At 41.9% G+C, this 25,309-nt stretch carries 20 protein-coding genes; 10 read left to right on the plus strand and 10 right to left on the minus strand.

All coding sequences use genetic code 11. The features are described 5' to 3' along the window. Positions 1-122: 122 nt before the first annotated feature. The 4 genes from QZ076_RS00475 to QZ076_RS00490 are packed head-to-tail and all read left to right on the plus strand — an operon-like array spanning position 123 to position 3,695. Complete coding sequence (locus tag QZ076_RS00475) at positions 123-833, plus strand: glycosyltransferase (RefSeq protein WP_293709302.1); 711 nt, start codon at positions 123-125, stop codon at positions 831-833. After that, positions 830-1,630, plus strand: a complete 801-nt coding sequence (locus tag QZ076_RS00480; protein ID WP_293709304.1) for a polysaccharide deacetylase family protein — start codon at positions 830-832, stop codon at positions 1,628-1,630. Before QZ076_RS00475 ends, QZ076_RS00480 begins: the two co-directional genes overlap by 4 nt. After that, positions 1,627-2,805, plus strand: a complete 1,179-nt coding sequence (locus tag QZ076_RS00485) for a glycosyltransferase family 87 protein (RefSeq protein ID WP_293709306.1) — start codon at positions 1,627-1,629, stop codon at positions 2,803-2,805. Before QZ076_RS00480 ends, QZ076_RS00485 begins: the two co-directional genes overlap by 4 nt. Continuing rightward, positions 2,802-3,695, plus strand: coding sequence for a glycosyltransferase (locus QZ076_RS00490; RefSeq protein WP_293709308.1), 894 nt, complete (start codon positions 2,802-2,804; stop codon positions 3,693-3,695). Before QZ076_RS00485 ends, QZ076_RS00490 begins: the two co-directional genes overlap by 4 nt. On the opposite strand, the gene QZ076_RS00495 is transcribed toward QZ076_RS00490, so the two are convergent. Together QZ076_RS00495 and QZ076_RS00500 are read right to left on the minus strand one after the other, a co-directional pair. Beyond that, complete coding sequence (locus QZ076_RS00495) at positions 3,614-4,591, minus strand: glycosyltransferase family 2 protein (RefSeq protein WP_293709310.1); 978 nt, start codon at positions 4,589-4,591, stop codon at positions 3,614-3,616. The genes QZ076_RS00490 and QZ076_RS00495 overlap by 82 nt on opposite strands. Positions 4,592-4,593: 2 nt before the next feature. Next, positions 4,594-5,382 (minus strand): glycosyltransferase family 2 protein, encoded by a 789-nt coding sequence (locus QZ076_RS00500; RefSeq protein ID WP_293709312.1) that lies wholly within the window; start codon positions 5,380-5,382, stop codon positions 4,594-4,596. Positions 5,383-5,511: 129 nt separating this feature from the next. On the opposite strand from QZ076_RS00500, the gene QZ076_RS00505 reads away from it, so the two are divergent. Both QZ076_RS00505 and QZ076_RS00510 read left to right on the plus strand, forming a co-directional pair. Then, positions 5,512-6,642: a glycosyltransferase family 1 protein gene (locus tag QZ076_RS00505; RefSeq protein WP_293709314.1), complete on the plus strand. Its 1,131-nt coding sequence runs from the start codon at positions 5,512-5,514 to the stop codon at positions 6,640-6,642. 69 nt (positions 6,643-6,711) lie between these two features. Further along, positions 6,712-7,536, plus strand: a complete 825-nt coding sequence (locus QZ076_RS00510) for an FkbM family methyltransferase (protein WP_293709316.1) — start codon at positions 6,712-6,714, stop codon at positions 7,534-7,536. Here the strand turns inward: QZ076_RS00510 and QZ076_RS00515 are convergent. The 6 genes from QZ076_RS00515 to QZ076_RS00540 all read right to left on the minus strand — a co-directional run bounded on the left by QZ076_RS00515 (position 7,533) and on the right by QZ076_RS00540 (position 16,066). Beyond that, the gene (locus QZ076_RS00515) at positions 7,533-8,465 is read right to left on the minus strand and encodes a lipopolysaccharide kinase InaA family protein (protein ID WP_293709317.1); all 933 of its coding nucleotides are present in this window, start codon (positions 8,463-8,465) and stop codon (positions 7,533-7,535) included. The two genes, QZ076_RS00510 and QZ076_RS00515, sit on opposite strands and share 4 nt — an antisense overlap. A 24-nt stretch (positions 8,466-8,489) precedes the next feature. Continuing rightward, positions 8,490-9,518 (minus strand): glycosyltransferase family 9 protein, encoded by a 1,029-nt coding sequence (locus QZ076_RS00520; RefSeq protein ID WP_293709318.1) that lies wholly within the window; start codon positions 9,516-9,518, stop codon positions 8,490-8,492. Then, complete coding sequence (locus tag QZ076_RS00525; RefSeq protein WP_293709319.1) at positions 9,518-10,123, minus strand: DUF4254 domain-containing protein; 606 nt, start codon at positions 10,121-10,123, stop codon at positions 9,518-9,520. Before QZ076_RS00525 ends, QZ076_RS00520 begins: the two co-directional genes overlap by 1 nt. A 76-nt stretch (positions 10,124-10,199) precedes the next feature. Further along, entirely contained in the window at positions 10,200-11,297 is a 1,098-nt protein-coding gene (locus tag QZ076_RS00530; protein WP_293709320.1) for a glycoside hydrolase family 43 protein, read from the minus strand. Positions 11,298-11,437: 140 nt separating this feature from the next. Next, positions 11,438-12,937 carry a RagB/SusD family nutrient uptake outer membrane protein gene (locus QZ076_RS00535; protein WP_293709321.1) on the minus strand — a complete coding sequence of 500 codons (1,500 nt, stop codon included), beginning with the start codon at positions 12,935-12,937 and terminating at the stop codon, positions 11,438-11,440. A 30-nt stretch (positions 12,938-12,967) separates the two neighbouring features. Continuing rightward, positions 12,968-16,066 (minus strand): TonB-dependent receptor, encoded by a 3,099-nt coding sequence (locus QZ076_RS00540; RefSeq protein ID WP_293709322.1) that lies wholly within the window; start codon positions 16,064-16,066, stop codon positions 12,968-12,970. A gap of 531 nt (positions 16,067-16,597) precedes the next feature. Here QZ076_RS00540 and pdxB point away from each other — a divergent pair. Both pdxB and QZ076_RS00550 read left to right on the plus strand, forming a co-directional pair. Continuing rightward, positions 16,598-17,701, plus strand: coding sequence for a 4-phosphoerythronate dehydrogenase PdxB (gene pdxB / locus QZ076_RS00545; RefSeq protein ID WP_293709323.1), 1,104 nt, complete (start codon positions 16,598-16,600; stop codon positions 17,699-17,701). Positions 17,702-17,740: 39 nt separating this feature from the next. Continuing rightward, complete coding sequence (locus QZ076_RS00550; protein WP_293709325.1) at positions 17,741-18,940, plus strand: MFS transporter; 1,200 nt, start codon at positions 17,741-17,743, stop codon at positions 18,938-18,940. A gap of 13 nt (positions 18,941-18,953) precedes the next feature. On the opposite strand, the gene QZ076_RS00555 is transcribed toward QZ076_RS00550, so the two are convergent. After that, positions 18,954-20,192, minus strand: coding sequence for a glycosyltransferase (locus QZ076_RS00555; protein WP_293709327.1), 1,239 nt, complete (start codon positions 20,190-20,192; stop codon positions 18,954-18,956). A 413-nt stretch (positions 20,193-20,605) separates the two neighbouring features. Between QZ076_RS00555 and QZ076_RS00560 the strand changes: the two genes are divergently transcribed. Both QZ076_RS00560 and QZ076_RS00565 read left to right on the plus strand, forming a co-directional pair. Further along, positions 20,606-21,784 carry a DUF4925 domain-containing protein gene (locus tag QZ076_RS00560; RefSeq protein ID WP_293709329.1) on the plus strand — a complete coding sequence of 393 codons (1,179 nt, stop codon included), beginning with the start codon at positions 20,606-20,608 and terminating at the stop codon, positions 21,782-21,784. Between the two features lie 18 nt (positions 21,785-21,802). Continuing rightward, positions 21,803-24,619, plus strand: coding sequence for a TonB-dependent receptor (locus QZ076_RS00565; RefSeq protein ID WP_293709331.1), 2,817 nt, complete (start codon positions 21,803-21,805; stop codon positions 24,617-24,619). Positions 24,620-24,693: 74 nt separating this feature from the next. Here QZ076_RS00565 and purN read toward each other — a convergent pair whose 3' ends face one another. Continuing rightward, the gene (gene purN / locus QZ076_RS00570; protein WP_293709333.1) at positions 24,694-25,257 is read right to left on the minus strand and encodes a phosphoribosylglycinamide formyltransferase; all 564 of its coding nucleotides are present in this window, start codon (positions 25,255-25,257) and stop codon (positions 24,694-24,696) included. Between the last annotated feature and the right edge of the window lie 52 nt (positions 25,258-25,309).

The following is a 25,309-nucleotide window of genomic DNA, read 5'->3' on the forward strand; positions in this document are numbered from 1 at the left end:
ATCTGTCAATATGCGTGCAAATTAGTTTAAACTGGAATACAAATAATTAATTACCATATCTTTGCAGCAGATATTTACAGGCAACATCCGTTTACCTAGTTATGTTGACAAAGAAATAGAAGATGAATCGCAGAGCTGACTTAGACCTTATTCTCCCTTGTTATAACCCGCCTTCGGGTTGGGAATTAAAGGTTATCAGAAAATTTAAAGAAGTAGAATCCTTGTTTGATTCTATTCGTTTTCATTTGCTTATTGTGAGTGACGGTTCGACACGTGGGTATGAGCCGGAAACAATTGCCACTCTGGAACGGGAAATCCCGGGAGTCCGAATAATAGATTACCGTCCCAACAGGGGAAAAGGATATGCTTTGCGTGAAGCCGTACGGCATTGCGACTCAGAATACATTATATATACTGATTATGACTTCCCTTACACCGAAGAGTCTTTCGATAGGGTAATCAAGACGTTACTTGGTGGCGCTGATCTTGTTGTTGCCATAAGAGACAGAAACTATCAGAAGAATCTCCCCCCTTTCCGAAGGTTCCTTTCCGAGTCCTCCCATTTATGTAATGCCATTTTCCTACGTCTAAAAATACGCGATACACAAGGGGGATTAAAAGGTTTCAACCAGACTGGAAAAACCGTTTTTTTGTCAACGAAAGTTAACAGTTTTTTGTTCGACACAGAATTCATTTATAAAGCACAGAGAAAGAAATTGAATATTCAGGCCGTACAATCACGTATCAGAGACGGCTTACATGTTTCTGATATGGGCTTCAAAGTGCTGAAACGTGAAATGGCAAACTTTTTTTCAATCTTATTCAACAAATGATCTTACTAAGCTTTGATATCGAAGAATTCGATGTTCCGCTCGAACATGGGATAGATTTACCTTTCGAACAACAAATGGCTGTATCCATCGAAGGGACCCGGAAGATATTGGCTTGCCTGCAAAAATATCAGGTACACGCCACCTTTTTCTGTACAGCTAATTTTGCAGCTCATGCACCGGAGGTCATTAAAAGCATCCGCCGAAATGGTCACGAGATCGCCTCACACGGATATTACCATTCCTCTTTTGAAATTGCCGATCTGAAAAGTTCCCGTGAGTTTCTCGAACAACAGACCGGACAGCCCGTGGAAGGATTCCGTATGGCACGTATGATGCCTGTCGATGAAAAGGAAATAAAAAATGCCGGTTACACCTATAATTCATCCCTGAACCCGACTTGCATCCCCGGAAGATACAACCATCTGGACAAACCGCGTACATGGTTTTACAAAGAGGGGGTTCTGCAACTTCCGGCATCCGTCACTCCGGTTTTCCGCTTTCCATTGTTCTGGCTGGCTTATCACAATCTGCCGGCTGGTATTTACCGCTGGATGCTCAACCGGACCTTGAAACATGACGGATATGTCGTTACTTATTTCCATCCCTGGGAGTTTACAAATCTGAAAGCACATAAGAAAGAATGGAAGCTGCCGTTCATTATGACCAACCATTCCGGAGAAGGGATGATCAAAAGACTCGACGACCTGATTGCTTTCTTAAAGAAGAAACATTGTACTTTTGCTACTTATACGGAATTCAAACATTGTATTGAAGCCCAAAAACAAAAGAAGGAATGAAAATAACAGAAAGTTTCAGAGCTTTTATCGCAAAACCGTTCTTCCATAAATACAGTACGGTATGTGGGTTATGGGTACTACTGGCTATTATAGCCTGGTTAACCAAATACTTTCCGGGGAAATATAATAATTTCCTTATTTTCCGGGAATCATTCTGGCATGCCATTCAACAGGTTTCATTATACGGAGAATATCCGGCACAATATAACGACGTATACCTCTACGGACCGTTTTTCAGTCTGTTCGTTGCCCCATTTGCGGTCACTCCGTTATGGATGGGACTGTTCACCTGGCTGATCAGTCTATCCGTTTTCCTTTATATAGCAACACGTTGCTTACCAATCGAACGACGACAGCATATTTTCATTTACTGGTTCTGTGCACATGAATTATTGACTGCGCTTTTTATGTCGCAATTCAATATCGCGATTGCTGCCATTATCATTCTTTCTTTCGTATGTATTGAAAAGGAAAAGGATTTCTGGGCTGCTTTCTTTATCTTGCTCGGGACATTTGTCAAATTGTACGGTATCGTAGGACTGGCTTTCTTCTTTTTCTCACGCCACAAGATCAGGTTCGGTTTATCCTGTGTATTTTGGGCAATCGTCATGTTTGGAGCTCCCATGTTGTTTTTTGGCATAGACTACACGGTCAACCAATATGTGGAGTGGTTTGCCGAGCTCAGCGGCAAAAACGATAAAAATGCATTTTCTTTAATGCAAAATGTATCATTCCTGGGAATGGTCCGCAAAATATCAGGATCAGCATCCTATCCGGATATTTACCTGATAGTAAGTGGAATTTTACTATTTGCCCTACCTTATTTACGAATCAAACAATATAAGTTCGCTGCATTCCGACAAACACTACTGGCTTCTGTCCTATTGTTTGTTGTACTTTTCAGCACCGGCAGTGAATCCAGCAGTTACATTATCGCCTTAATGGGCGTTGCCATCTGGTACGTTGTAGCCCCCTGGAAACGATCAAAAACGGATATCGCTTTGATGATCTTTGCATTCATATTGACAAGCATGTCTCCTTCAGATTTATTTCCGAAATACATTCGCGTACATTATGTATATCCCTATGCTCTCAAAGCCTTGCCTTGTACGCTGATATGGTTGAAGTTATCGTATGAGATGTGCCGAAGAAGCTATGCACCCTATAAAATATGATCAGTATAATTGCTAGTTCTATAAATACAGAACAAAACATTCTTTTTAGAAAGAACATTGAAGAAACAATAGGTGTCCCTTATGAGCTCATTATTCATGATAATAGAGAAACCAAATGGGGATTATGTAAAATATATAATCATTATGCATGCATCAGCAAATATGATATTCTCTGCTTCTTCCATGAAGATATATTATTTCAATCAACTGATTGGGGAAAACAAATCATTCAATTCTTTATAAGAACTCCTCAAGCAGGTGCCGTCGGTTTTGCAGGAAGTACCATCAAGACTAAAGCTCCATCCGGTTGGCATATAAGTAAAGATACAACTCGTATAAATCTTATACAGCGAGTATCAGGCAATAGAATCAAAAAAGAAATCATCAATCCTAATAATGAAGAATTCTCTCCCGTATCTCTTATTGATGGATTGGCTATAATAACAACCAAAAAAGTTTGGCAACAGTGTCCTTTTGATGAAAAAACTTTCAAGGACTTCCATTTATACGATCTCGATTTCAGTATGCAAACAACTCAATACTATACAAATTATGTATGTCATATCATTCAGATAGAACATTTATCGCCTGGATCATATTCAAAAGAATGGTATAATGAAACATTAAAATTCCATGAAAAATGGGAAGGAGTACTACCTGTTTATGCTATTCCTTATTCTAAAAAAGAGAAAAAGAGATACGAAGACTTATCATCGTATCTATGGACCAAAAGGCTTTTAAATAATTCATGGGAACAAGACAAACTAATCGCTACAATTAAACACCGCCTTCAACTAAAGACATTTAATCAGATTAAATACAATTTCAAGTTGATGAAACATCTTTTTCGAAATCTCTCTAAAAAGCGGACTAATTTATCTAATTCATAAACCAATATAGCCCATCTACCACAAGTAAAAAGAGGTTTATGGGCTGTTAATATCTGCTGGCGGAATATCTTATCTACTGATTTTTTCCCATATAAACGCTTTTGTACACGTCCACTAATTACAATTCTTTGGTAAGTAGGTAACTGCAACTCATCAATCAGATGTTGTATTACCACACATCCTTCTATAAGATCCAACCCCTCTTTTGGGGCATTGACGGAAACTTTACAAAGATGTTGACGGAAATAATTCAATTTCCGGTTGATACACACAACGTCTCCTAACCTACACATCTCTGCCCAGAAAAGCCAGTCTCCACAGTAACGAAACTGCTTATACATATCTGATATACTAGCACAATACTCCTTTTTAAAAAGAACCATACTAGCATTATAAATACGATTAGATCGAATCATATTTGCTCTGACAAAATTTATGCCAGTATTTACTGTTCGCTCAGGAGATGATTTAGGAAAAGAATCCCAATCGCCCTTTATTATACGGCTTCTCTCATCTACAATATGTGAGCCAGTAAATACCACAACCACCTTTTCACTTCTTTCAAATTCATGAACTGCTTGCTCTAAAAAAGTTGGATCAGCAAAATCATCACTTTCTGCTATCCAGATATATTTACCACGAGCTAACGAAAATCCTTTATCCCATTGTTTAAAAGTACTCCCACTATTTTGTTGATTAAAAACCAAGTGGCTAACCTTAGGAGATTTCTGATAGGAAAATAAAATTTGCTTACTATTGTCAGTGGAACAATCATCTAAAAGGATCAATTCAAAATCATCAAAAGTTTGTTGCAAAATACTTTCTATCCGTTCACACAAATAGTTTGCATGATTATAATTAGGAACGATAACCGATACACATGGAGAACTACACATACTTATCTCATATATTTATCTAAGCCATCTAAAATCCTTGAATCACATCTTTCTGCACTTTTCATAAATAACTCCTTCTGCTTTTCCAGTCCAATACGACAGGCCTCCTTATGATATAAATGGAATGCTATTCCACCCATTTTTAGAAATTTTTTCCTGACACCTAATTTTAGTAAGCGAGATACCAGTTCCCAGTCCTCAAATCCCCATGAGTTAAAAGCTTCATTATAACCATTTATTGCAATCAAATCATTACGCCAAAAGGCCATATTACATCCCCGTAAGCGTGTATTGTTATTTTGAGCATACCTCTTTGCCAAATAATATCGAAGTAAGCGACAGCGTATCCCATTCAATACCAAACGAGAAGCCTTTGCCAAATCTTTCTGACCATTCAGCAATATAGCTGATTCTTCTAAAGACAAAAGAATTCGACTACCACAAACAAAATACCCTCTTTCAGCCAGCTCTAAATGATCCTTTATAAAATGGCGATTCATAATAATATCCCCATCGATTTGTATTACATATTCCCCTGTTGCATGCACAATGGCCTTATTTCTTATAGCACTCAAGCGAAATCCCTTATCTTCATGCCATATATGAATTATAGGTATTGGTGATATTTTCCTCATCTCCTCTATCAGTAAACGAGTGTCATTTTCCGATCCATCATCGGCAACAAGAATTTCTTTTGGTAGAACAGTCTGAGCAAATGCGCTTAATAAAGATAATCGAAGTGCCTCTTTCCAATTATAAGTGGCAATTAACAACGAAACTTCAACGGTCATAGGTAAACAGATAAATATATGGTGCGAAGATATATATTAAAGATATACAAATCTTAATTCTATGTATTTATTTTTATCTTGCTTATATTTGTAACATTATAAGAAATAAAGAAAACAAATCAATCTACAATGAAGGTCGCTTTCGATGCAAAAAGGATTACTCACAATTCCACAGGATTAGGGAATTATGGAAGATATGTAATTGATATATTATCTGATTATTATCCAGAGAATGCTTATGACTTATACTCTCCAAGTAAAGGCAAGGATCATTTGCGCAATAAACTGCGAGAGAAAAAAAATATTACCTATCATTATCCAAGCCCTATCGACTCTTTGTTAAAATCAGTCTGGCGGTCTTATGGGATTATCAAAGATTTAAAAAAGTTTTCACCCGATATATTCCATGGTCTAAGCAATGAACTTCCTATTGGTTTAAAAAAGGCTGGTATCCAATCTGTTGTAACAATTCATGATTTGATTTTTATTCGTTATCCTCAATTCTATAAAAAAATAGATCGTACAATCTACAATCACAAGTTTAGGAAAGCTTGTGAACAAGCTGATCGTGTTATAGCCATCAGTGATATGACCAGACAGGATATAATCAAAACCTATCATATTCCGGAAGAAAAGATCGATGTTGTATATCAGGGATGTGCACCACTATTTCTTAAGCAGGTTTCCTCTGAACAAAAAGAAAAGATCAGAACAAAATATAATCTTCCTCCCTGTTATATATTATCTGTAGGGAGTATCGAGCAAAGAAAAAATTTACTTTTAATTGTTCGTGCATTACGCCAACTGGGAAAAGATATCCATCTGATTGCAATCGGGAAGCGCACTCCCTATACAGACATTGTTGAAACATATATCAAAGAAAACAACATGCAACAGCAGGTTTCCATTCTTAATAATGTTCCATTCGAAGATCTGCCCGGCTTTTACCAGATGGCCGACTTATTTATTTATCCTTCTTTCTTTGAAGGGTTCGGCATCCCGATAATAGAAGCACTTCATTCCAATGTTCCGGTAATTGCAGCAACAGGTTCCTGTCTGGAAGAAGCAGGGGGACCGGATTCTCTTTATGTCGAACCGAATGACGTGAATGATCTGAGCGAGAAAATAAACTGGATTCTTTCAACTCCCACACAAGCTGAGTTGATGAAAAAAGCTGGGAAAGAATATGTGAAACGTTTTACAGATCAACAAATTGCGAACGATCTGATGAACGTATATAGAAATGTTCTGAATAAGTAGCTTTTATTGACTTTGTTTATTCATAAAATAATCTGATATTTGTAGATACAATGAAAAACAGTATATACTATGTCAGAAGCTATTATAAAAAGTACCAAGAAATTCATATATGGAACAATCCCATATATCTATACAAAAATATTCGATCCCGATTCCCCTAAGCTCAGATACTACAAATACATTAAAGAGCACGACTATACACGTCATATCTACGATTTTGCACCAGCCTATATCAACATGAAGGTAGACGTTATGGAAGATAAAGAAAAAGGATTACGTTATGTAATGCATGAAGGAGATAAGAAATTATATTTTCCAGAAGATTTTTCTGCAGAAAGAATACAAAAGGCATACCGATGCCTACTCATAGAGCAGCATCCCGAACATCCGCATCATTATATCGATTCCCCGGAAGAAATAGTAAACAAAACAATTCTTGATATCGGAGCTGCAGAAGGAATATTCTCTCTAAGCGCCATTGAAAAAGCCCGTATGATCTATCTCTTTGAATACGATCCTAAATGGATAAAAGCCTTAAAAGCAACCTTCGAACCCTGGAAAGATAAGGTCAGAATAATAAAAAAATACATTTCAAACACCAACGACGATACTCAACAGACTTTAGATTCTTTCTTTGCAGACAAACCGGTAAACGATCTATTCTTCAAAATGGATATCGAAGGAGCCGAATGCAGTGCCCTGGCCGGCGCCAAAGACTTATTTACGAAAGCTATAAATCTGGATTTCGCTATTTGTACCTATCACAGGAAAAATGATGCAAGAGATATATCTGCATTCCTGGATAATTATCCATGTACTTACAGTACACGCAAAGGTTATATGTATGTAATGCACCGGTTACGTCCCGGCCTTATACGAGGCACTAAAGTCTAAGATTCATAATGGTAACGCCGATTCAACACCTGACGTTCATCTTTAGACTTAATATAGGAAAAGTACAATCCACGCTCTTTTTTGTAAAGGCAGTTATTCTTATCTCCATTCAGAAATAACATTCTGATCCAACGAAGGAAAAAATAGTGTTCTAACGGACCAAAGAAAGCAGCCCATTTTCCTTTTTCCCGTTTTATCTGTTTGGTACTTTCTTTAATTGTTCTTTTCAGGAAAAAACGATCGCTGTATTTATTAATCTTCCGTACTGTTTCATTCTTATCCAGTGAACATTCTTCGGCATAAATCTCTGCTAAACGCGTAGAAACCTCCACAGATAGAGCCAAACGATCGAAGTTAGATAATGCTTCTTCCCGGGTAACTTTCTTAAAACGCAAACGATTAATATCGATCAGCGAAAACCGGAAACTACCATCCGGTTTCGTTTCCATCAACACATTCCCCGGAGAATAATCGATATGTAAAATGCCGGAATGATGAATATTTATTGTGAAACGTACAAAGCTACGCCACATAACTTCTGCATCCAGAATAGACCCATCCATATATTCACGTATCGTCGTAGCCCGCGCATCAAAAATCGAAATATAATAACTTCGGTTTAACAGACCGTCCTTATATTCCTCGATATAAGCGATCGGAGCCGGTGTATTCCCTCCTCGTCTCAGTATTTCGAGCGCATACTCGTAAGAGCGGCAAGCTTTGGACTTACGGAAAAAAGCATAAGCTATCCTATTGACAAGGATCGGAACTTTAAAGCTCTTCACGATCATATCAACACCCTGAACCTGATACCGCTTCAGTACATTTCTCTCGTTATAGATAATCTCACCTTTGGAAGAAAAATTCTCCGGCAGATCATTTATAAAGTCCGTCAGAAAAGAATATTCCGGGTTTATCACAATCTTCATATGGTTCGCTTTCATTCGAATAGTTTAGCGAAGCAATTCATTCACCTTTGCAACAATCATCTCCGGTTTGATCTGCGTCATGCAAGCCCAATCGCCGCGAAAACAAGGTTTCTGTCCAAACACGGAACAAGGGCGACATGGCAAATCGAGTTGAATCGCATTCTTTGGGTCTTGATGATAACCGTAGAATCCGGCATAAGGATGGGTTGCCCCCCAGATGGAAACAACTCTTGTTCCGACAAGGGAAGCAAAATGCATATTGGCCGAGTCCATACAAAGCAAAACATCCAGCTGGCTGATCAAGGCCAGTTCGTTATCCAGCGAATAACGTCCGACCAGGCTTTTTACCCGCGGATACTGGAACGCCCATTGTTCAAGGACTGCTTCTTCGTAGCCCCGTCCTCCCAACAGGAATATAGTATAGTCTTCCTGTTCTGACAGACGGGCAACCACCTGCTCCATTTCATCGATCGGATAGATCTTTCCGCGATGTTTGGCGAAAGGAGCGATACCGATCCATTTGCCGTTTTTCGCTCCGGCTACAGCTTCCATAGCTGACAGATCGGCCGGATGCGATTCGTAAAGGGAAGTAAATGTTTCTGTATAGTTAAGACCGGCAGCCCGGAATACATCGGCATAAGGTTCGATGACAGGACGCAGAGGTTTCAGGTCTTTATGGTTACGTGCCGTCAGACGTTTCCGTTCTTTACGCGCCTTATCCACCACATAAATCTTTGTCTTCTTCAGCCGGAATGAATTACGAATGATCATGGTACGAATCACATCATGCAGATCCAATACGATATCATAATCAAATCTCACCAAAGCAGAGGCAAACCGGAGTAATCCGCCTAATGTCTTTTCCGCTGCTTTTGTATTGATACCGATCACGTCCACATTGGAGGGACGATTCATAAACACGGGTATCAGGAATGCCTGCGTAAGAACAGTAAACGTATCCTGCGGATTTGCTTTGGCGGCGGAATAAATTACCGGAACCGTCATAGCAACATCGCCGATGGCTGAAAGTCGTATAACTAATATTTTTGCCATTATTTTTTACCGTATAGAACTGGATTCAATGCCGGATCGTTGTACATCTTCATTTGTTTGTACACTTTCATATATTTACGGCCGGCTTTGATATCAGCAAGCAGCTGATCCAAGGCGGTCGAAAGGTCTGTCTTCTGTTCCAGCAACACTTTCAGCTTTTCTTCACACTTAGCTTTATGCTCCGGGGTTGCATCAGGACGGCCAGCTTCTTCAGCCATATGATATATTTTGAGTGTCAGGATAGACAAACGGTCTACCGCCCATGCCGGACTTTCCGTATTGATCGTCGCATCAGGCAGAATTTTTACCTCTTTGTATTTATCCAGAAAGAAACTGTCGATCAGTTCGACCAGATCGGTACGATCCTGATTCGACTTGTCAATACGCCGCTTGATAGCCAATGCCTCAACCGGATCGATAGCCGGGTTACGGATGATATCTTCCAGATGCCATTGCACTGCATCAATCCAGTTTTTTAAATAGAGATAAAACTCTATACTTTTTACCTCATACGGATTGTGCATGGTTGCATCCACATCATCAGAAACATGATACGCTTTCGTAGCCTGTTCAAATATCCGGTAACACTGTTCGCTGAAATTCATATTACTACTGTTTTTTCTTTCTGTAAATACTGTTCACAAAGGTAGAAAATCTTTTCAGTTAGGCAAAGTGAAACTTTCAACGCATCTGTTGCAAAGTGGTAGTAGGACCTTCAACATATAAGCTACCTTCCTGGTCCACTCCCATCTTATCGATAAAAACAACGCGTTCTTCGCCTGTTGCCTCCGTACGTCCATGATAGATACAATACATCTGCTTTCCATCTTTCGAGTAAGTCACACTGTTATGACCGGTTCCGGTTACAATTCCTCCCTTTTCCACATTTTTCTGCAACACCGGATTGTTAGCCGCTTTGACAAACGGACCAAGCGGGGATTTGGAAGTGGCATAACCAACAGCATAGTTCTTACCTCCGAAATAATTGGCAGAATACATCATATAAAACATATCTCCTTTTTTGAAGATATAAGAACCTTCCGTCCACCGACGGTTCACTTCACCGGAAGTAACAGAACGGCTCTCCCATTCTGCCTGCGGATCTTCATTTGTCACAGGTGGACGAAGTATCAGGACTGGTTCACCGATAATGCCACTCAAATCCGGTTTCAGTTCGACGCCGTAGATCCAGCTTTCTTCTATTTCTTTAAACATTCCTTTCCCACGCGCCCAACCGGCTACTTCACTTTCTACCGGATGCTTATAGCAGCATCGCGAATAATACAGATAAAGCCGTCCGTCGGAATCTTCCAGCAGATTTCCGTCGATAACCGGATAACCGGGATCAAAAAGGGGACGATCGCTCATCTCCCTAAAAGGGCCGGTCGGTTTATCGGCAACAGCTACGCCTATACGAAAATTTTCAAGCTCATTGGTTGGATTTTCTTTCCAGTCAGCGCTGAAAAACATATAATACTTCCCATTCCGCTCATATACTTCCGGAGCCCAGAAGTTAGCAACGGCCCAGGAGCCGGGCACATTACCACGATAAACCTGGCCTTCTTCTTTCCAGTCTATCAGATTATCCGATGAATAGACACAGAAACCATCTATCGCACCTGCCCCCGTGCCATACATATAATAACGACCATCGGAAGCCAGCAACACATAGGGATCACCGAACTTCACAGGTAGAGGATTTGTATACTTTCCCTGACCATAAACAGGAATACAGAGAATTGTTAACAGGCATAATATGCCCCAAAGTAGATGTTTCATTTTGAATCTTATTTTATTCGTGAGATCTTTCCTTTATATTGAAAGGCACAAGATACATTTTTTTGTATTTTCTACAAACAATCAAGTCCGGACAAAAAGGAATTGCCCGGACTTGAAATATGCTACCTCTCAAAAATCAGCTATGGTTCATAAACTCCGCTATAAGGATTCTGGTCGCCAGCCGGCCAGATCTCATCCACCAACGCCTTGTTATTCTTCATTTCTGCGCCAGGAATTTGATAGATAAAACGCCATGAACGGGCGGGAACAGGTGTTGCACCTCCGTAAGCGACATGGTTTCCTGTACGTAACAAAGGCTTCTGGTTACGGATCAGATCAAATACGGCAAATCCTTCTCCATACAACTCTTTCCGTCTTTCCAGTAATATATCTTCAATCAGCTGGTCACCGGTAGATTCCGTACGTTTGGCATTTCTCAAATCCTGAAGTTGCCACAACAGTTCTTTTGCCTCACCTTCTTTTCCCTGACGGGCCAACGCCTCGGCAGCATTCAGCAACATCTCATCCGAACGCATCACAACCATAGAACCACGGCAATCTTCATTATCACGGAATTTGAACGTTACCCAGAATTCCCTTTTATTATCGCCTTCACCTTCCGACCAACGTTCCAACTGTTTAAAGCGGATATCGTCTTCATCAAACAGGCTGACAAAATCGTCTGCAAGAATAAAACAGCCGAACATCCAGCATTTACGGGTGCCGTTATACCACATGGCGAATGGGGAATAATCGCCCATATTCTGTTCTTCCGTTTGCTTGATCGACCATATCCAGGAAGCTGTTCCATGATTATTGAAACCATTCGTATAATCATCAACGGTAGATAACGGATATTGAGCCAATACCTTTTTCGCATATTCTTCAGATTTCGGCCAGTTATTCATCACCTGATACACTTCAGACAAAATACCTTGTACGATTGCCTGGTTGAATACGTTCGGATAATTGGCACTACGGACAAATCCTTCCAACATCGGTTCGGCAGCAGTCAAATCAGACAAGATCTGTGCATAAGTCTGTTCCAATGTTCCACGCGGCTGGCCTTCCGTATTCTCGGTTGTCGGTTCCGTATATAAAGGTAATCCCGGCATATCTTTTGCGATTACATAAGTCTGCTGGAATAAACGCGCCAGACTGAAATAAGCCCACCCGCGCATCGCCAAGGCCTGACCTTTTATATACTGTTTGTCCTGGTCGTTTCCTTCTGTTCCATCTACCTTAGTTATTACAGAATTCAGGTTATTGATCAAACGATAATGGAAAGTCCATAACTGGCTCGTGCGGAAAATGTTTGTTTGTGTTTCTCCCCAAAAGTTATAAACCCAATTATACCAACCTCTACCATTATTCGCCAGATCCTCACCAGACATATCGGAGATCATTTGTATGGAAATAATGCCATAATCATCATCCCGGTCTGACCCGCCACTATTGCGGCAGCGCATCTGATAATAACAGCCGTTCAAAGCAGACTGCGCACCGGCTGTCGTTGTAAAAACGTCATCATCGGCCACTGCCGTAGACGGTTTCGTATCTAGAAAATCGCTACAAGACATGAATCCTCCGGAAAGTACTCCTGCAGCAAATATTGACAAAATATATTTTATTGTTCTCATATAACTTTTCATTAAATAATTAGACGAATCTTACAAATTCAACTGTAACCCGAAAGAAAAAGATTTAGTAGTTGGGAACCGGTTACTGGTTGTTCCGGAAACACTTTGTTCCGGATCCGTTCCGCGGCGAGCCGCACTGCCTATCGTTACCAGATTATCACCCTGCACAAAAAGGCGTAATGTATTTATGCCATATTTTGAAGTGAACGACTTCGGTAAAGTATAGCCTAAAGTAACATTCCTCAAACGGGCAAACGAGTTATTAAATATGAACTTGGAAGTATAAGTTCCTAAATAATTAGCGTACGCATTAGACAGACGCGGGAACTTGGCATCCGTATTTTCAGGAGTCCATGCATCGAGCATATCCGGGTGCATGCTATAACCCGTACGATAAGACATCATTTGTGCATAATCGCTGTCATACAATTTACCTCCGATACTATAATAGATCATGAAAGATAAGTCAATTCCTTTATAAGAGAAATTATTGGTAAATCCGCCGAATAAAGCAGGAATAGCATCTCCCAGATATTTCTTCTGGCTATCACTTGTTACTTCATTATAGTCTTCTGTAAGAACCCGTTCTTTTACGACCTTCTCACCTTTCTCATTCGTCTCATAAATATTCTTCCAATATTGGTCGTTACCGGTTTCTTTGTTTACACCGGCATACTCGACACCCCAGAAATTATAACGGGATTCTCCTTCACGCCATTTGAATACACCCGAGTTGATCTCTTTCTGCGGTAATTTGGTGATACGGTTTTTATAAGATGTTCCGTTCAAATCAATTGTCCACTTGAAGTTTTTATTTGAAATAGCGGCATAGTTCAAAGAGAATTCTATTCCCTGGTTTTTCACGTCACCGATATTACGGTCAATACCTCCAAAACCGGTAGAAGGCGCCATCGGCAAGGAGAACAACAAATCTTTAGACTTGCGATTGAACCATTCTACGCTACCGCTTAACTTATTAAACACTGCAAATTCCAATCCGAAATTCAGCTGCAGGTTGCTTTCCCATTTCAAATCTTTATTAGGCAAGCGGCTAACCAGAACACCCGGATCCGTATAATTATTCATACCTGTTTGATACAAACCCTGATAAGCATAATATGTACCAAGATTATCATTACCAACAGCACCATAGCTAGCTTTCAGTTTCAGATTATCCAACCAGTCGCTATACGGTTTAAGAAATTCTTCATTCGACAATCTCCAGGATGCACCTACCGACCAGAAATTACCCCAACGATTATCCGGGTGGAAACGGGAAGAACCGTCCGTACGGAAACTACCGGAGATATAATAACGGTCTTTGTAATCATATTCTACACGACTCAACCAACTCAACAGACGGTAGTTATCCTGATAAGAATTCATACTATTCATGACAGATGCCGAACCGATCTCTTCCACTCCGGGGAAAGGGAGTCCCCGTTTGGAAGCAGACAGTAACTTAAATTGCCTGTAATAAGCTTCCTGCCCCAATAAAACCGACAGAGAATGGTCGCCGAAGGTCTTTTCGTAAGTTAACAGGTTATTGATCGTATAAGCGAAATTACGATCGCTTTCTTTATATACTTCTCCTTTATAACCGGCTGCATAACCGTATTCGCTGTTTGTATATCCATCATAATTATATTGGTAGAAATCTACGCTCAAATTAGTACGCCATTTCAAACCAGGCATGAAAGTAATCTCGAAGTAACTTCTATTGGAAACATCATCATGAGACCAAGGAGCATGGTTGTATGCATCGTCAGCCAATGGGTTCCACCCCTGCCAGGACTTACGATAGTCGCCATAGTCGTAAATACGGTTTCCATTTTTATCCAGAATTAATTGCCCTGTCGTCTGGTCCGTTTCATAAACAGGATAAACGGCAGGCATCGTACGAAGGAACCATACCATACTTTCAGCAGCAGAGCCTTCGCGCACACTATGTGACAAACTGATGTTAGTTCCAACTTTCAGCCATTTGTTTACAGAATAATTAAAACTGGCACGTGTGGAATAACGTTCGAATCGTTGAATCGAAAAAACACCTTTATCATTCAGATAACCGGCAGACAGATAATAATCGGCTTTCTTCGACTTACCGCTAAAGTCTATCGTATATTCCTGACGCAACCCCGACCGAAACAATTCATCTCTCCAATTGCCGGAATACAATAACTTTGCGTCAGGATCCATCTTGCCGTCGGTTCCTACCGGAGAAGCTACATTATAAGGATTACAACCAAACTCGCCTGTCAGGTATGCAGATGCCCAGTTTCTTGAATCATCCTCTGAATATCCCCAATCTTTATATCCATTGTATAAAGAACGCCAGGTTAATACAGATAATTCATCGGTTGTTAATTCGCGGGGCAGATCGACAGCCAGACTGGCAAATCCCCAGGTAGAACGAAAGTTGATCTGTCCTTTCTCCGACGAGCCTTTACGGGTCGTAATCATCACAACGCCATTCGCAGCACGCGAACCATACAATGCGGTTGCAGAAGCATCCTTGAGAACAGTCATCGATTCGATATCTGCCGGATTAATGGCATTCAGATAACCATTATAAGCCGTTCCGTCTACGACATACAACGGGTCGCTGGAAGCATTCATAGAACCGATACCGCGTATCATGATTTTGGCATCCTCACCCGGTTCACCGCTATTATTAATAACCTGAACACCGGCACTTTGTCCTTGCAAAGCTTGCGTCACATTGGATGCTCGTATTTTCTCCAAAGATTCTTTTTTGATTACCGTAGCCGATCCCGTAAAAGTTGATTTTTTTCCGGTACCATAAGCAACTACCATTACCTCATCGATAGCTACGACATCTGGTTCCATTTTAATACTCAGACTATTGCCAACGATAGGAGCTTCAATCGTTTTATAACCCAGGTAAGAGACATGGAGAACCTTTGCACGGGCAGTAACTTCAATAGAAAACTCTCCGTTTTCATTCGTTGTCACTCCGTTCATGGTTTGTTTATCCATGATCGCTACTCCAATCATCGGCAAGCCGTCTTCTGCAGATGTAACCACACCTGTCACCAGCTTATTCTGCGCTACCACCAGTTGAGTACACAACAAAATGGCAAAAAGAACTGAAAAAATTTTTTTCATAACCATATTTATTAAAATCAACGCTTCTCATTACTCTCACAAACACATAGCAGTGCATAATTTCAAATCAATCCGCAACTGACAGTCAAAAAACAATCGATATAAATAGCATTAGTTCTGGTAGGACTATGTCATCATACATTCTTTAACGGCAAATATATTAATTTTATATTTATACACTATAATTTATATCAAAAAATCACATCTGCATACAATTTTATTTGAAACCATAATTTATGAGGCCTGCAAATTAATCAATCGAAAGCTACCGTAATTCTACAATAAGGAAAACGAAAAGACCGAAAAGACTGACACTAATTATATTTCATAATATATGAAAGAGTCCTACCAGAACTCTCACCTTATTCGTATTTCATTAATTTAATACAATATCCCAGCAAATAAGAACATTTATTTACAAAATCGACAAAACAGTACGAAAACATCAATAATGAAACGGAAAGCACTACCTTTGCAAACACGTAGAATACAGGAGGGAATACCCTCTTTCGACTTAAATTGAAAGGCAAAATGAAAATTGTAATAGACAATACCGTCCCCTATCTGAAGGGAATAGCGGAACCGATCGCAGAGGTGAAATACCTCGACTCAAAAGAATTCACTCCTACAGCCATTCAAGATGCAGATGCTCTGATCGTTCGCAGTATAGATAAATGTACACGTGAACTATTGGAAGGTAGCCGTGTCCGGCTTATCACCACCGCAACCATAGGTTTCGACCATATCGATACAAAATATTGTAATGAAGCCGGTATTACCTGGAAAAATGCTCCGGGCTGTAATGCAATCTCAGTCGCCCAATATGTGCTGGCCTCACTGATTACCGTTGCACTCCGCAGAAAAGAGACGCTGCAGGACAAAACGATCGGAATTGTCGGCGTAGGCCATGTCGGAAAAGAATTAGAGAAACTTTGTATGGCTTATGGCTTGCATGTTTTACGTAACGACCCTCCCCGTGCAGAGACAGAAGGCAGCGAAGGATTCGTCTCTTTAGATACGATCGCAGAAGAGTCGGACATCATAACCTTTCACACTCCTCTAACAAAAGAAGGACGTTTCATGACACGCCACCTGGCCAATGAGGATTTCTTTAATAAAACCCGTAAAAAGCCCTGGTTCGTTAATGCTTCTAGAGGGGCTGTGCACGATACGAAAGCACTTCTCGACGCTTTAAAATCCGGAATAATCAGCGAAGCCATCATAGATTGCTGGGAAAACGAACCGACCATCGACCGTGAACTGCTCGACCGGGTAGCCATTGCTACTCCGCATATTGCAGGCTTCTCCGCCGATGGGAAAGCCAACGGTACCCGTACCTGCCTGGAAAATATCGAACGATTTTTCAATGTAAAAATAGAGAAGCTGAGAAAGGTTGTGCCACCCGCTCCCGCCGATCCGGTTATCGACCTGGACGGAGTAACAGCTCAGCGTATCGAGTATGCAATCCTCAAGAGCTTTAACCCGCTTGCCGTAGATAAAATGCTACGGGAAACGCCGGAGAGGTTTGAATGGTTCCGGACAAATTATCATCATCCGCGGGAGTTTGCTGCTTATACAATAGAAAATGCGACAGCAGAAGAACGGAAACTCTTCGATCAGCTGGGTTTCCGGTAATATGCCGTAGAAAATAAAAAAATCAAGCACTGAAAAATAATGGCAAAAGACAAGTTATTATCTCCCGGTTTCTGCTACATATTAACAGCAAACTTTTTGCTGTTTTTTGCATTTTACCTGATATTACCCATCCTGCCTTTCTACTTGCAGGAACGGTTTATGACGGATAAATCGATGATCGGATTTATCCTGTCCTGCTATACGATCGCTTGTCTATGCATTCGACCGTTCTCAGGATATCTGTTGGATACTTTTGCACGTCGCCCTTTGTATCTGCTGGCATACGCCATATTCATGGTTATATTTGCGGGATATATGGTTGCCAGCCTGTTGAGTATATTTATTGTATTGCGTATTTTGCACGGGTTTGCTTTCGGCATGGTCACTGTTTCCGGTAATACGATCGTGATCGACATCCTTCCTTCTTCCCGGCGTGGCGAAGGGCTTGGATATTACGGGATGGCGAACAATCTGGCGATGAGCTTCGGCCCGATGATCGGATTGTTTATGCATGAGAGCTTTAGTTACGAGGTTATATTTTCGTGTTCGCTGATCTCTTGTTTCCTCGGATTTATAATGGCCTACCTGGTTAAGACACCTTATAAGCAACCGGTTAAGAAGGAGCCGATTTCTCTCGACCGCTTTTTTCTGGTGAAAGGGCTTTGGGCCGGAATTTCCTTATTGCTTCTTTCTATTCCTTATGGAATGACGACAACCTATGTTGCCATGTATGCCGACGAAATCGGTATTTCGGTACACTCCGGGCTTTACTTTACCTTTATGGCCGTCGGCCTGGCCGTATCGCGCCTGTTCTCCGGCCGACAGGTAGATAAAGGGCGCATCACGCTGGTTATCATACTGGGAATGTTCCTGGCATGTGCCAGCTTCTTCGCCCTCGCATCACTCGAAACTCTGATGAAATGGAATCCGGTATTCACTTCCTATTTGTTTATCGGGATCGCCTTGTCGCAGGGAGTGGCTTTCGGCACAATGTTTCCGGCCTTCAACACACTGTTCGTCAATCTCGCACCCAACAGCCAGCGCGGAACGGCTACTTCCACTTACCTGACCAGCTGGGATGTCGGGATCGGCATCGGATTAATGATAGGAGGAAGTATAGCGCAGACCTTCGGCGGATTCAATCACGCTTATCTTTTCGGGGCTTGCCTCACGGTGTTGTCTACGATCTTCTTTATGGTAAAAGGAGGACCGTATTTCAACAGGAACAAACTGCGGTAAGAAAGCTGATGTATCACCTCAGCGACTCTATATAGTCGCACAACTTCTCTATCCCCTTCTCGCTTTTTATCTTTTCAGCGATAGCTGACGCATTCTTTTTATAGGCAGAATTATTGACAAGGTCGCTCATCTTTTCTTCCAACTCCTCTTCCGAAACTTTTGCGATCTTTACTCTTTCCGGGCCCAATCCCAGGACTTGTACTCGATAGGCCCAATAAGGCTGGTCGAGAAGCAAAGGAGTGATCAGTTGAGGAACTCCCGCACGCGCTACGCTATGCGTCGTTCCGCTTCCCCCATGATGGATAACAGCATCGCAATGCGGGAAGATCAGATGATGAGGGATCGGTTTATGCATCAGGAACAACTGCTCGTTTCCCTGCAACGAAGCGCCGGTCTTAGCCCAGCCGGAACCGACAACCAGCCGGTATTGTTTTCGTTCGCAGATCCGGGCCAACATTCCGCAAAACCGTTCGCGATCTTTTGTCGTACAACTTCCCAGGGTGAAAAAGAGAACCGGGGTCCGGTCTTTATTGATAAATGCCATCAGTTCACGATAGGCTTCTTCGTCATATTCGAAAGTATCATTAAAACAATATCCACCGATATTCCAACGAAAACGTTCATCCCAAACCGGATCGGTATGTCCCAGATACTGACTGTACAACAGAAAATTATCACTGTTCTTTCCGGCATCCTGCCCGAAATTCCGGATCGGAGCCAGACCGTATTTTACGCGATTTTTATTGATCGTATCCTTCACCATATAGTTAGAGACACGGTTCATCATCAACCAAAGCAGTTTCGGGGTAAATATCGGATTAGGCTTCGGATACGGGAAAGCTGGAGGCGGCATTTTTTCACCGGGGAGGAAAGGTGCGAAAGCAGTCCGGACAAACGGTTTCTTACAATATTCAGCTATTCCTGTTGCGGCAAATTCGGTATTGGCAGCGACAAGGACATCATTCTGCTCCAACAGCGGTATCACCTGTACAAACTGTTTGTCGATCGCATCGCGTGTCCATTCCACGATCCTTTTGAAACTTTGTTTATTCTCGGCTGCATCAGCCATCATCCCTCCGATATTATCGAAGTCCTGCAAAACGACTTTTACAGGATATTTTTTAGCCATCTCCTCAAAAACATGGGGCAAATTCATTGTCACTTCATGTCCCCGTTCAACCAGTTCGCGGGCAATAGCCAGGTAAGGCAATACATCGCCCTGTGATCCTCTTGTTACAAGCAGTATTTTCATCGATTCAATATTTTATCATGTAGTTTTTCCACGACAGTTCAGATCTCTCTGTCTTCGTTATCATTCAGGACACACTGTTCTTCGACCTTATATCCCTCTTCCGCCTTTTTACTTTCTGCTTTCCGTTTAAAAAGCATCCGCACCAAAAAGGCTAAAAAACCTAATAATAGACTCATTAACATAATGAGAACAAAGAACGTATATATAAACACATCCGTCAATGTCTATTTTTCACATTCGATATTCCATTATTAATAATATCACATTGTCGTATATTAATTCACAGACAGTTATGTATTTCAAAAAAATCAAATCTTAAGAATAGAATATTGATTCTGAAATATAGCTATTGTTTGGTATAAAGTTATATCGGTACTTTGTATCATCATACAAAACAATAAAAAGAAAAGTAAATGAACAAGTATTTATTGCACAACTTTCTTTATGCCATCTGCATGGTCGCTCTACTGACAGCCTGCGATGACAATGATGATTATGATGGACCCGAAATGAACGGAACCTATTCTAACAAGTTGAGCGCACCCGAGGGTGGCGACGCATTGATCCTGACTTACAGCGGACGAGAGTTTATCGGTAAGGATGTCGCTTTTAAAATGATTAACGACAACACAGCAAACATTACCCTACACGGCGTTCTTCCCGGAGAAACCGCCACTCCACTGGAAAATGTGGCGCTGACCGCCGAAACCAATGGTTATTCTTTTGCCGGAAACGGAACTGGGGCCAACGGAACCTCTTTCGCCTATACCGGAAAAGTAGAAAAAGGGAAAATGACCCTGGCCCTGACCGATGTGAAGATCGCATCGAACCAACTGACATCAAATAAAACATGGTATCCGGTACAAACCGGAGTTACCGAAGAGACAGACCCGGTTCAGGGTAACTATACATGCCGGCATTATGCCTTCCACCTGGTAACAGACAACCTGATACTGGGACAGGCAGCCCCCATGCTCGAAGGCATGGTTGGAAATCTGATCACCTGGTTCATAAACAATGTAACATTCAATCCGGACGGCAATATTACGGCCAGCTACGGAACCATGCCTGAAGGCAAAGCACTTGCCGATCTGCTGAATGCTGTTCCCGACAGAAAAGAAAGCGATTGGATCTCTTCCCCCATCAATCTGGCTTCTTATTATGTAAAAGACGATTCCGAACTTTACATCGTGCCTAACGTAGACATGATCCTTTATCAGATTCAGCAAAACAAAACCAAAGCGGACAGCAGTCTGGACCCGGCAGTTCTTGCAGCCGTTTATCAGCAGCTCAATAAATGGAGCACCACAGGTATTAAAATGACTATCCGTAAAAACTCTGAAGTTCCTTACAACAGCATGGGCAACCTGATCGCTTACAAAGGTGATATTTTTATGTTCCTCGACAAGGAAGAAATAGCGGCATTCATTCCTCTCCTTTCTTTAGTAAAAGGACTTCTTCCCGAAGATATCCTGAACGGACCGATGGGCCCGATGATCGGAACCATACTCGACATGTTGAGCGGAAGCCTGCAACAAGCACAAACACTCGAGCTGGGCATGATGCTGACCAAAGAAAAACAGACACTATAACAAATAAAAACGACAGAAATGAAAAAATTATATGTAATAGCATTCCTACTGACCTTTTTGACGGGGCCTGCATTCGGGCAAATAATGAAAGGGCACATTTACGATCAGGAAACGAACGAACCGCTGGCCGGTGTCAATATTACTTATAAAAGACTGAGCGGAGAAACAGACGGAACAGTCTCAAATGCCGACGGTTTTTATCAGATAAACCTGCCGGAAGGTGGTGTAGACTTGCTGTTCAGCTATATAGGATACGAAAACGAAATGGTCCCGGTAGTAATCAACCGGAATGAGACAAAAACCCGCGACGTACGGATGCGTATCAAAGCAAACCTGCTGGGTGACGTAGTAGTCAGTGCCGGACGTTTCGAACAGAAACTGAGTAACGTAACAGTCTCGATGGACCTGCTGAAAGCAGACGATATAGCCAAACAGGCTCCTACCGACCTGAGTTCTACGCTGAACACAATGCCTGGGGTCGATATCAACGACAAACAGCCTTCCATTCGTGGAGGTAACGGCTGGACCTATGGTGTAGGTTCGCGAAGCCTCGTATTGATAGACGGAATGAGTGCCCTGACTTCCGGGACAGGTATTATCAACTGGAACATTGTTCCTCTTGAAAACATCGAACAGGTGGAAGTGATGAAAGGTGCTTCGTCGGTACTTTACGGTTCGTCGGCTTTAAACGGGGTAATCAATATCCGCACCAAACGTCCTAGCCTCACTCCGGTAAGTACCTTGCGTACATATATAGGTATTTATGGCGATCCGGCCAATGAAGACTATCAATGGAGTGACAAATCATTCTGGAAAGAAGGTAAATATGAAGTAGAGCCTTTCCTTCGTAAAAATGTATTTTCAGGGATCAGAAACCCGATGTATGAAGGGATAGACTTTTCACATGCCCGTCGTATCGGCAACTTCGATGTGTCGGCCGGATTAAATATGTTCACCGATGAAGGCTATAAAGAACAAGGTTACAACAAACGGTTCCGGGCCGGAGGTAATCTGACTTACCATCAGCCGATGACAGACGGCAATCTGGTAAACTACGGTTTCAACGTAAACTATATGAGCGACAAATACGCCGACTTCTTCCTGTGGCGCTCTCCGAAGGAGGCTTACCAGCCCTCTCCTATCGCGAACATGGGACGCGAAGCTAATACATTCTATATCGACCCATTCTTTAACTTCACAAACCCGTCCAACAACACATCGCATAAGATAAAAGGACGTTTCTACTATCGCGGAGATAATATTGCAGACGGTTCGAACAACGGTAAGTCGATCACCGATATCCTGGGTAATATGGGAACAGATGCAAATGCGATCGCCGGGATCGTTCAGAATGTACAGAACGGCGATTATAGCATGTTCTACCCTTTGATACAGCCGGCTCTTCAAGGTGATATCAACGGGCTGGTAAACGGTACGACCAATCTATTGAACGGAATCTTCCCCACAGCAACCACCGCCGATTACTGCGACCTGCTTTCATGGGTGATGAAACGCGGTATTCCCAGCAGCACATCCGACCTGGTGCCCTGGTTATCGAACGCAATCGATCCGAAGTCAGACCCGGTCAGCATTGACAAAAACTATACTTATTATCTGGATTACCAATTCAATAAGAAATGGGATAACGGTACGCAGATCACGGCCGGCGCTACTTACGAACATATGCGCAGTACGTCAGTGACTACGGGCAACCATGATAGCGACAACGCTGCCCTTTTCTTCCAGTACGATCAACGTTTTTTCGATCGTCTGAGCGTATCGGCCGGCATGCGTGCGGAATACTATCGCGTCGATGATTTCCTGCGTGAAGCCGACACAAAGATATTCGGAGCCAAAGTACCTGTAAAACCGATCTTCCGTGCCGGACTGAATTATCAACTGGCAGACTACAGCTTCATCCGCGCCAGCTTCGGACAAGGCTACCGTTATCCGTCCCTGACAGAGAAATATGCCCGTAAAGACATCGGTGGTGTCGGCGTATTCCCGAACAATGAAGTAAAAGCGGAAAAGGGAGTGAACGCCGAACTGGGTATCAAACAAGGATACAAATTCGGGAATCTGATGGGATTCTTCGACGTAGCCGGTTTCTATACACAGTATACAGATATGATCGAATTCCGTTTCGGTTTCTTTGATCCTAATTCATTTGCATACGCCAATAGTACAAAAGATATACTCGGAATCCTCGCACAGGGACAGATACCGGGTATCGGAGCACAGTTCTATAATGTATCGAAAGCCCGTATCTACGGAGCCGAGATCAGTACCAACGGTTTCTATGACTTCAACCCGGATACCCGTCTGTCTTATAATCTCGGTTACGTATACATCGAACCGGAAGATGCAGACTATAAAGAGAAGAATGAACTCGAAGCACAATACAACGATCCGCTCCGGGCAAAGGAAAAGTCTAACGATTCCAAATATCTGAAATACCGCCAGAAACATACCGTTAAAGGTGTGCTCGACTTCCAATGGAAACGTTTGAACCTCGGAATGAACGTAACCTGGAAGAGTAAAATGCTGGCCGTAGATTATCTGATGGTAGACGAACGCGAAAAAGATCAACCGGATGTAATGGAATATATCCGCCAGCTTCTTTACGGTAACGTAGATGGCCAGACACTTAATTCCTACTGGAAAGAAAAGAATACAGACTATTGCGTAGTCGACCTGCGTGCCGGTGTGAAGATCACGAAAGATGTTTCTTTTCAGTTCATGATCAACAACCTGTTCAACAAAGAATACTGCACACGTCCCATGCTGGTATCCGCACCTCGTACGTATGTAATGCAACTAAATATGAATTTTTGACCAAACCACGATGAATCGAAAAGCCCTACTGAACGCCATGTCAGTAGGGCTTAATTTTTTAAATTCTTTTCCTGTCATTTTAATATATCCTCTATCACATGCGGATAATGTGCATATTCCAACGCATGCACTTTTGTAGCCACTTCTTCGGGAGTGTCGGTAGGCAACACTTCACATTTAGCCTGGAAAATAATATCCCCTTCATCGTAATTTTCATTAATATAATGTATGGTGATGCCCGATTCTTTATCACCTTCCGCCACTACAGCTTCATGTACATGCATACCATACATACCTTTTCCACCATGTTTCGGCAACAAGGCAGGATGTATATTGATGATCTTTCCCGGATAGGCTTTTAATAAGGCATCCGATATCTTGTTCATAAAACCGGCTAAAACGATCAGATCTACCTGATATTCCGCCAATTTCGTCAGAATCGGAGAGCCTTCCACAAACTCCTCACGGGAGAATACGAAAGAAGGAATTCCGAGATTATTGACACGGGCATGCACGCCCACTTTTTTGTTATTCGACAAAACAACCGCCACTTTAACGGTTTCACTTTTAGAGAAATATCGGGCGATATTCTCGGCATTTGTACCCGAGCCGGAGGCAAAAATTGCTACGTTTTTCATATTTTCCTATGTTTTAGTGCACACGAAAAGAAAAAATGTGCAGTTTTCCGCA

The sequence above is a fragment of the uncultured Parabacteroides sp. genome (assembly GCF_905196875.1).
Classification (GTDB): domain Bacteria; phylum Bacteroidota; class Bacteroidia; order Bacteroidales; family Tannerellaceae; genus Parabacteroides.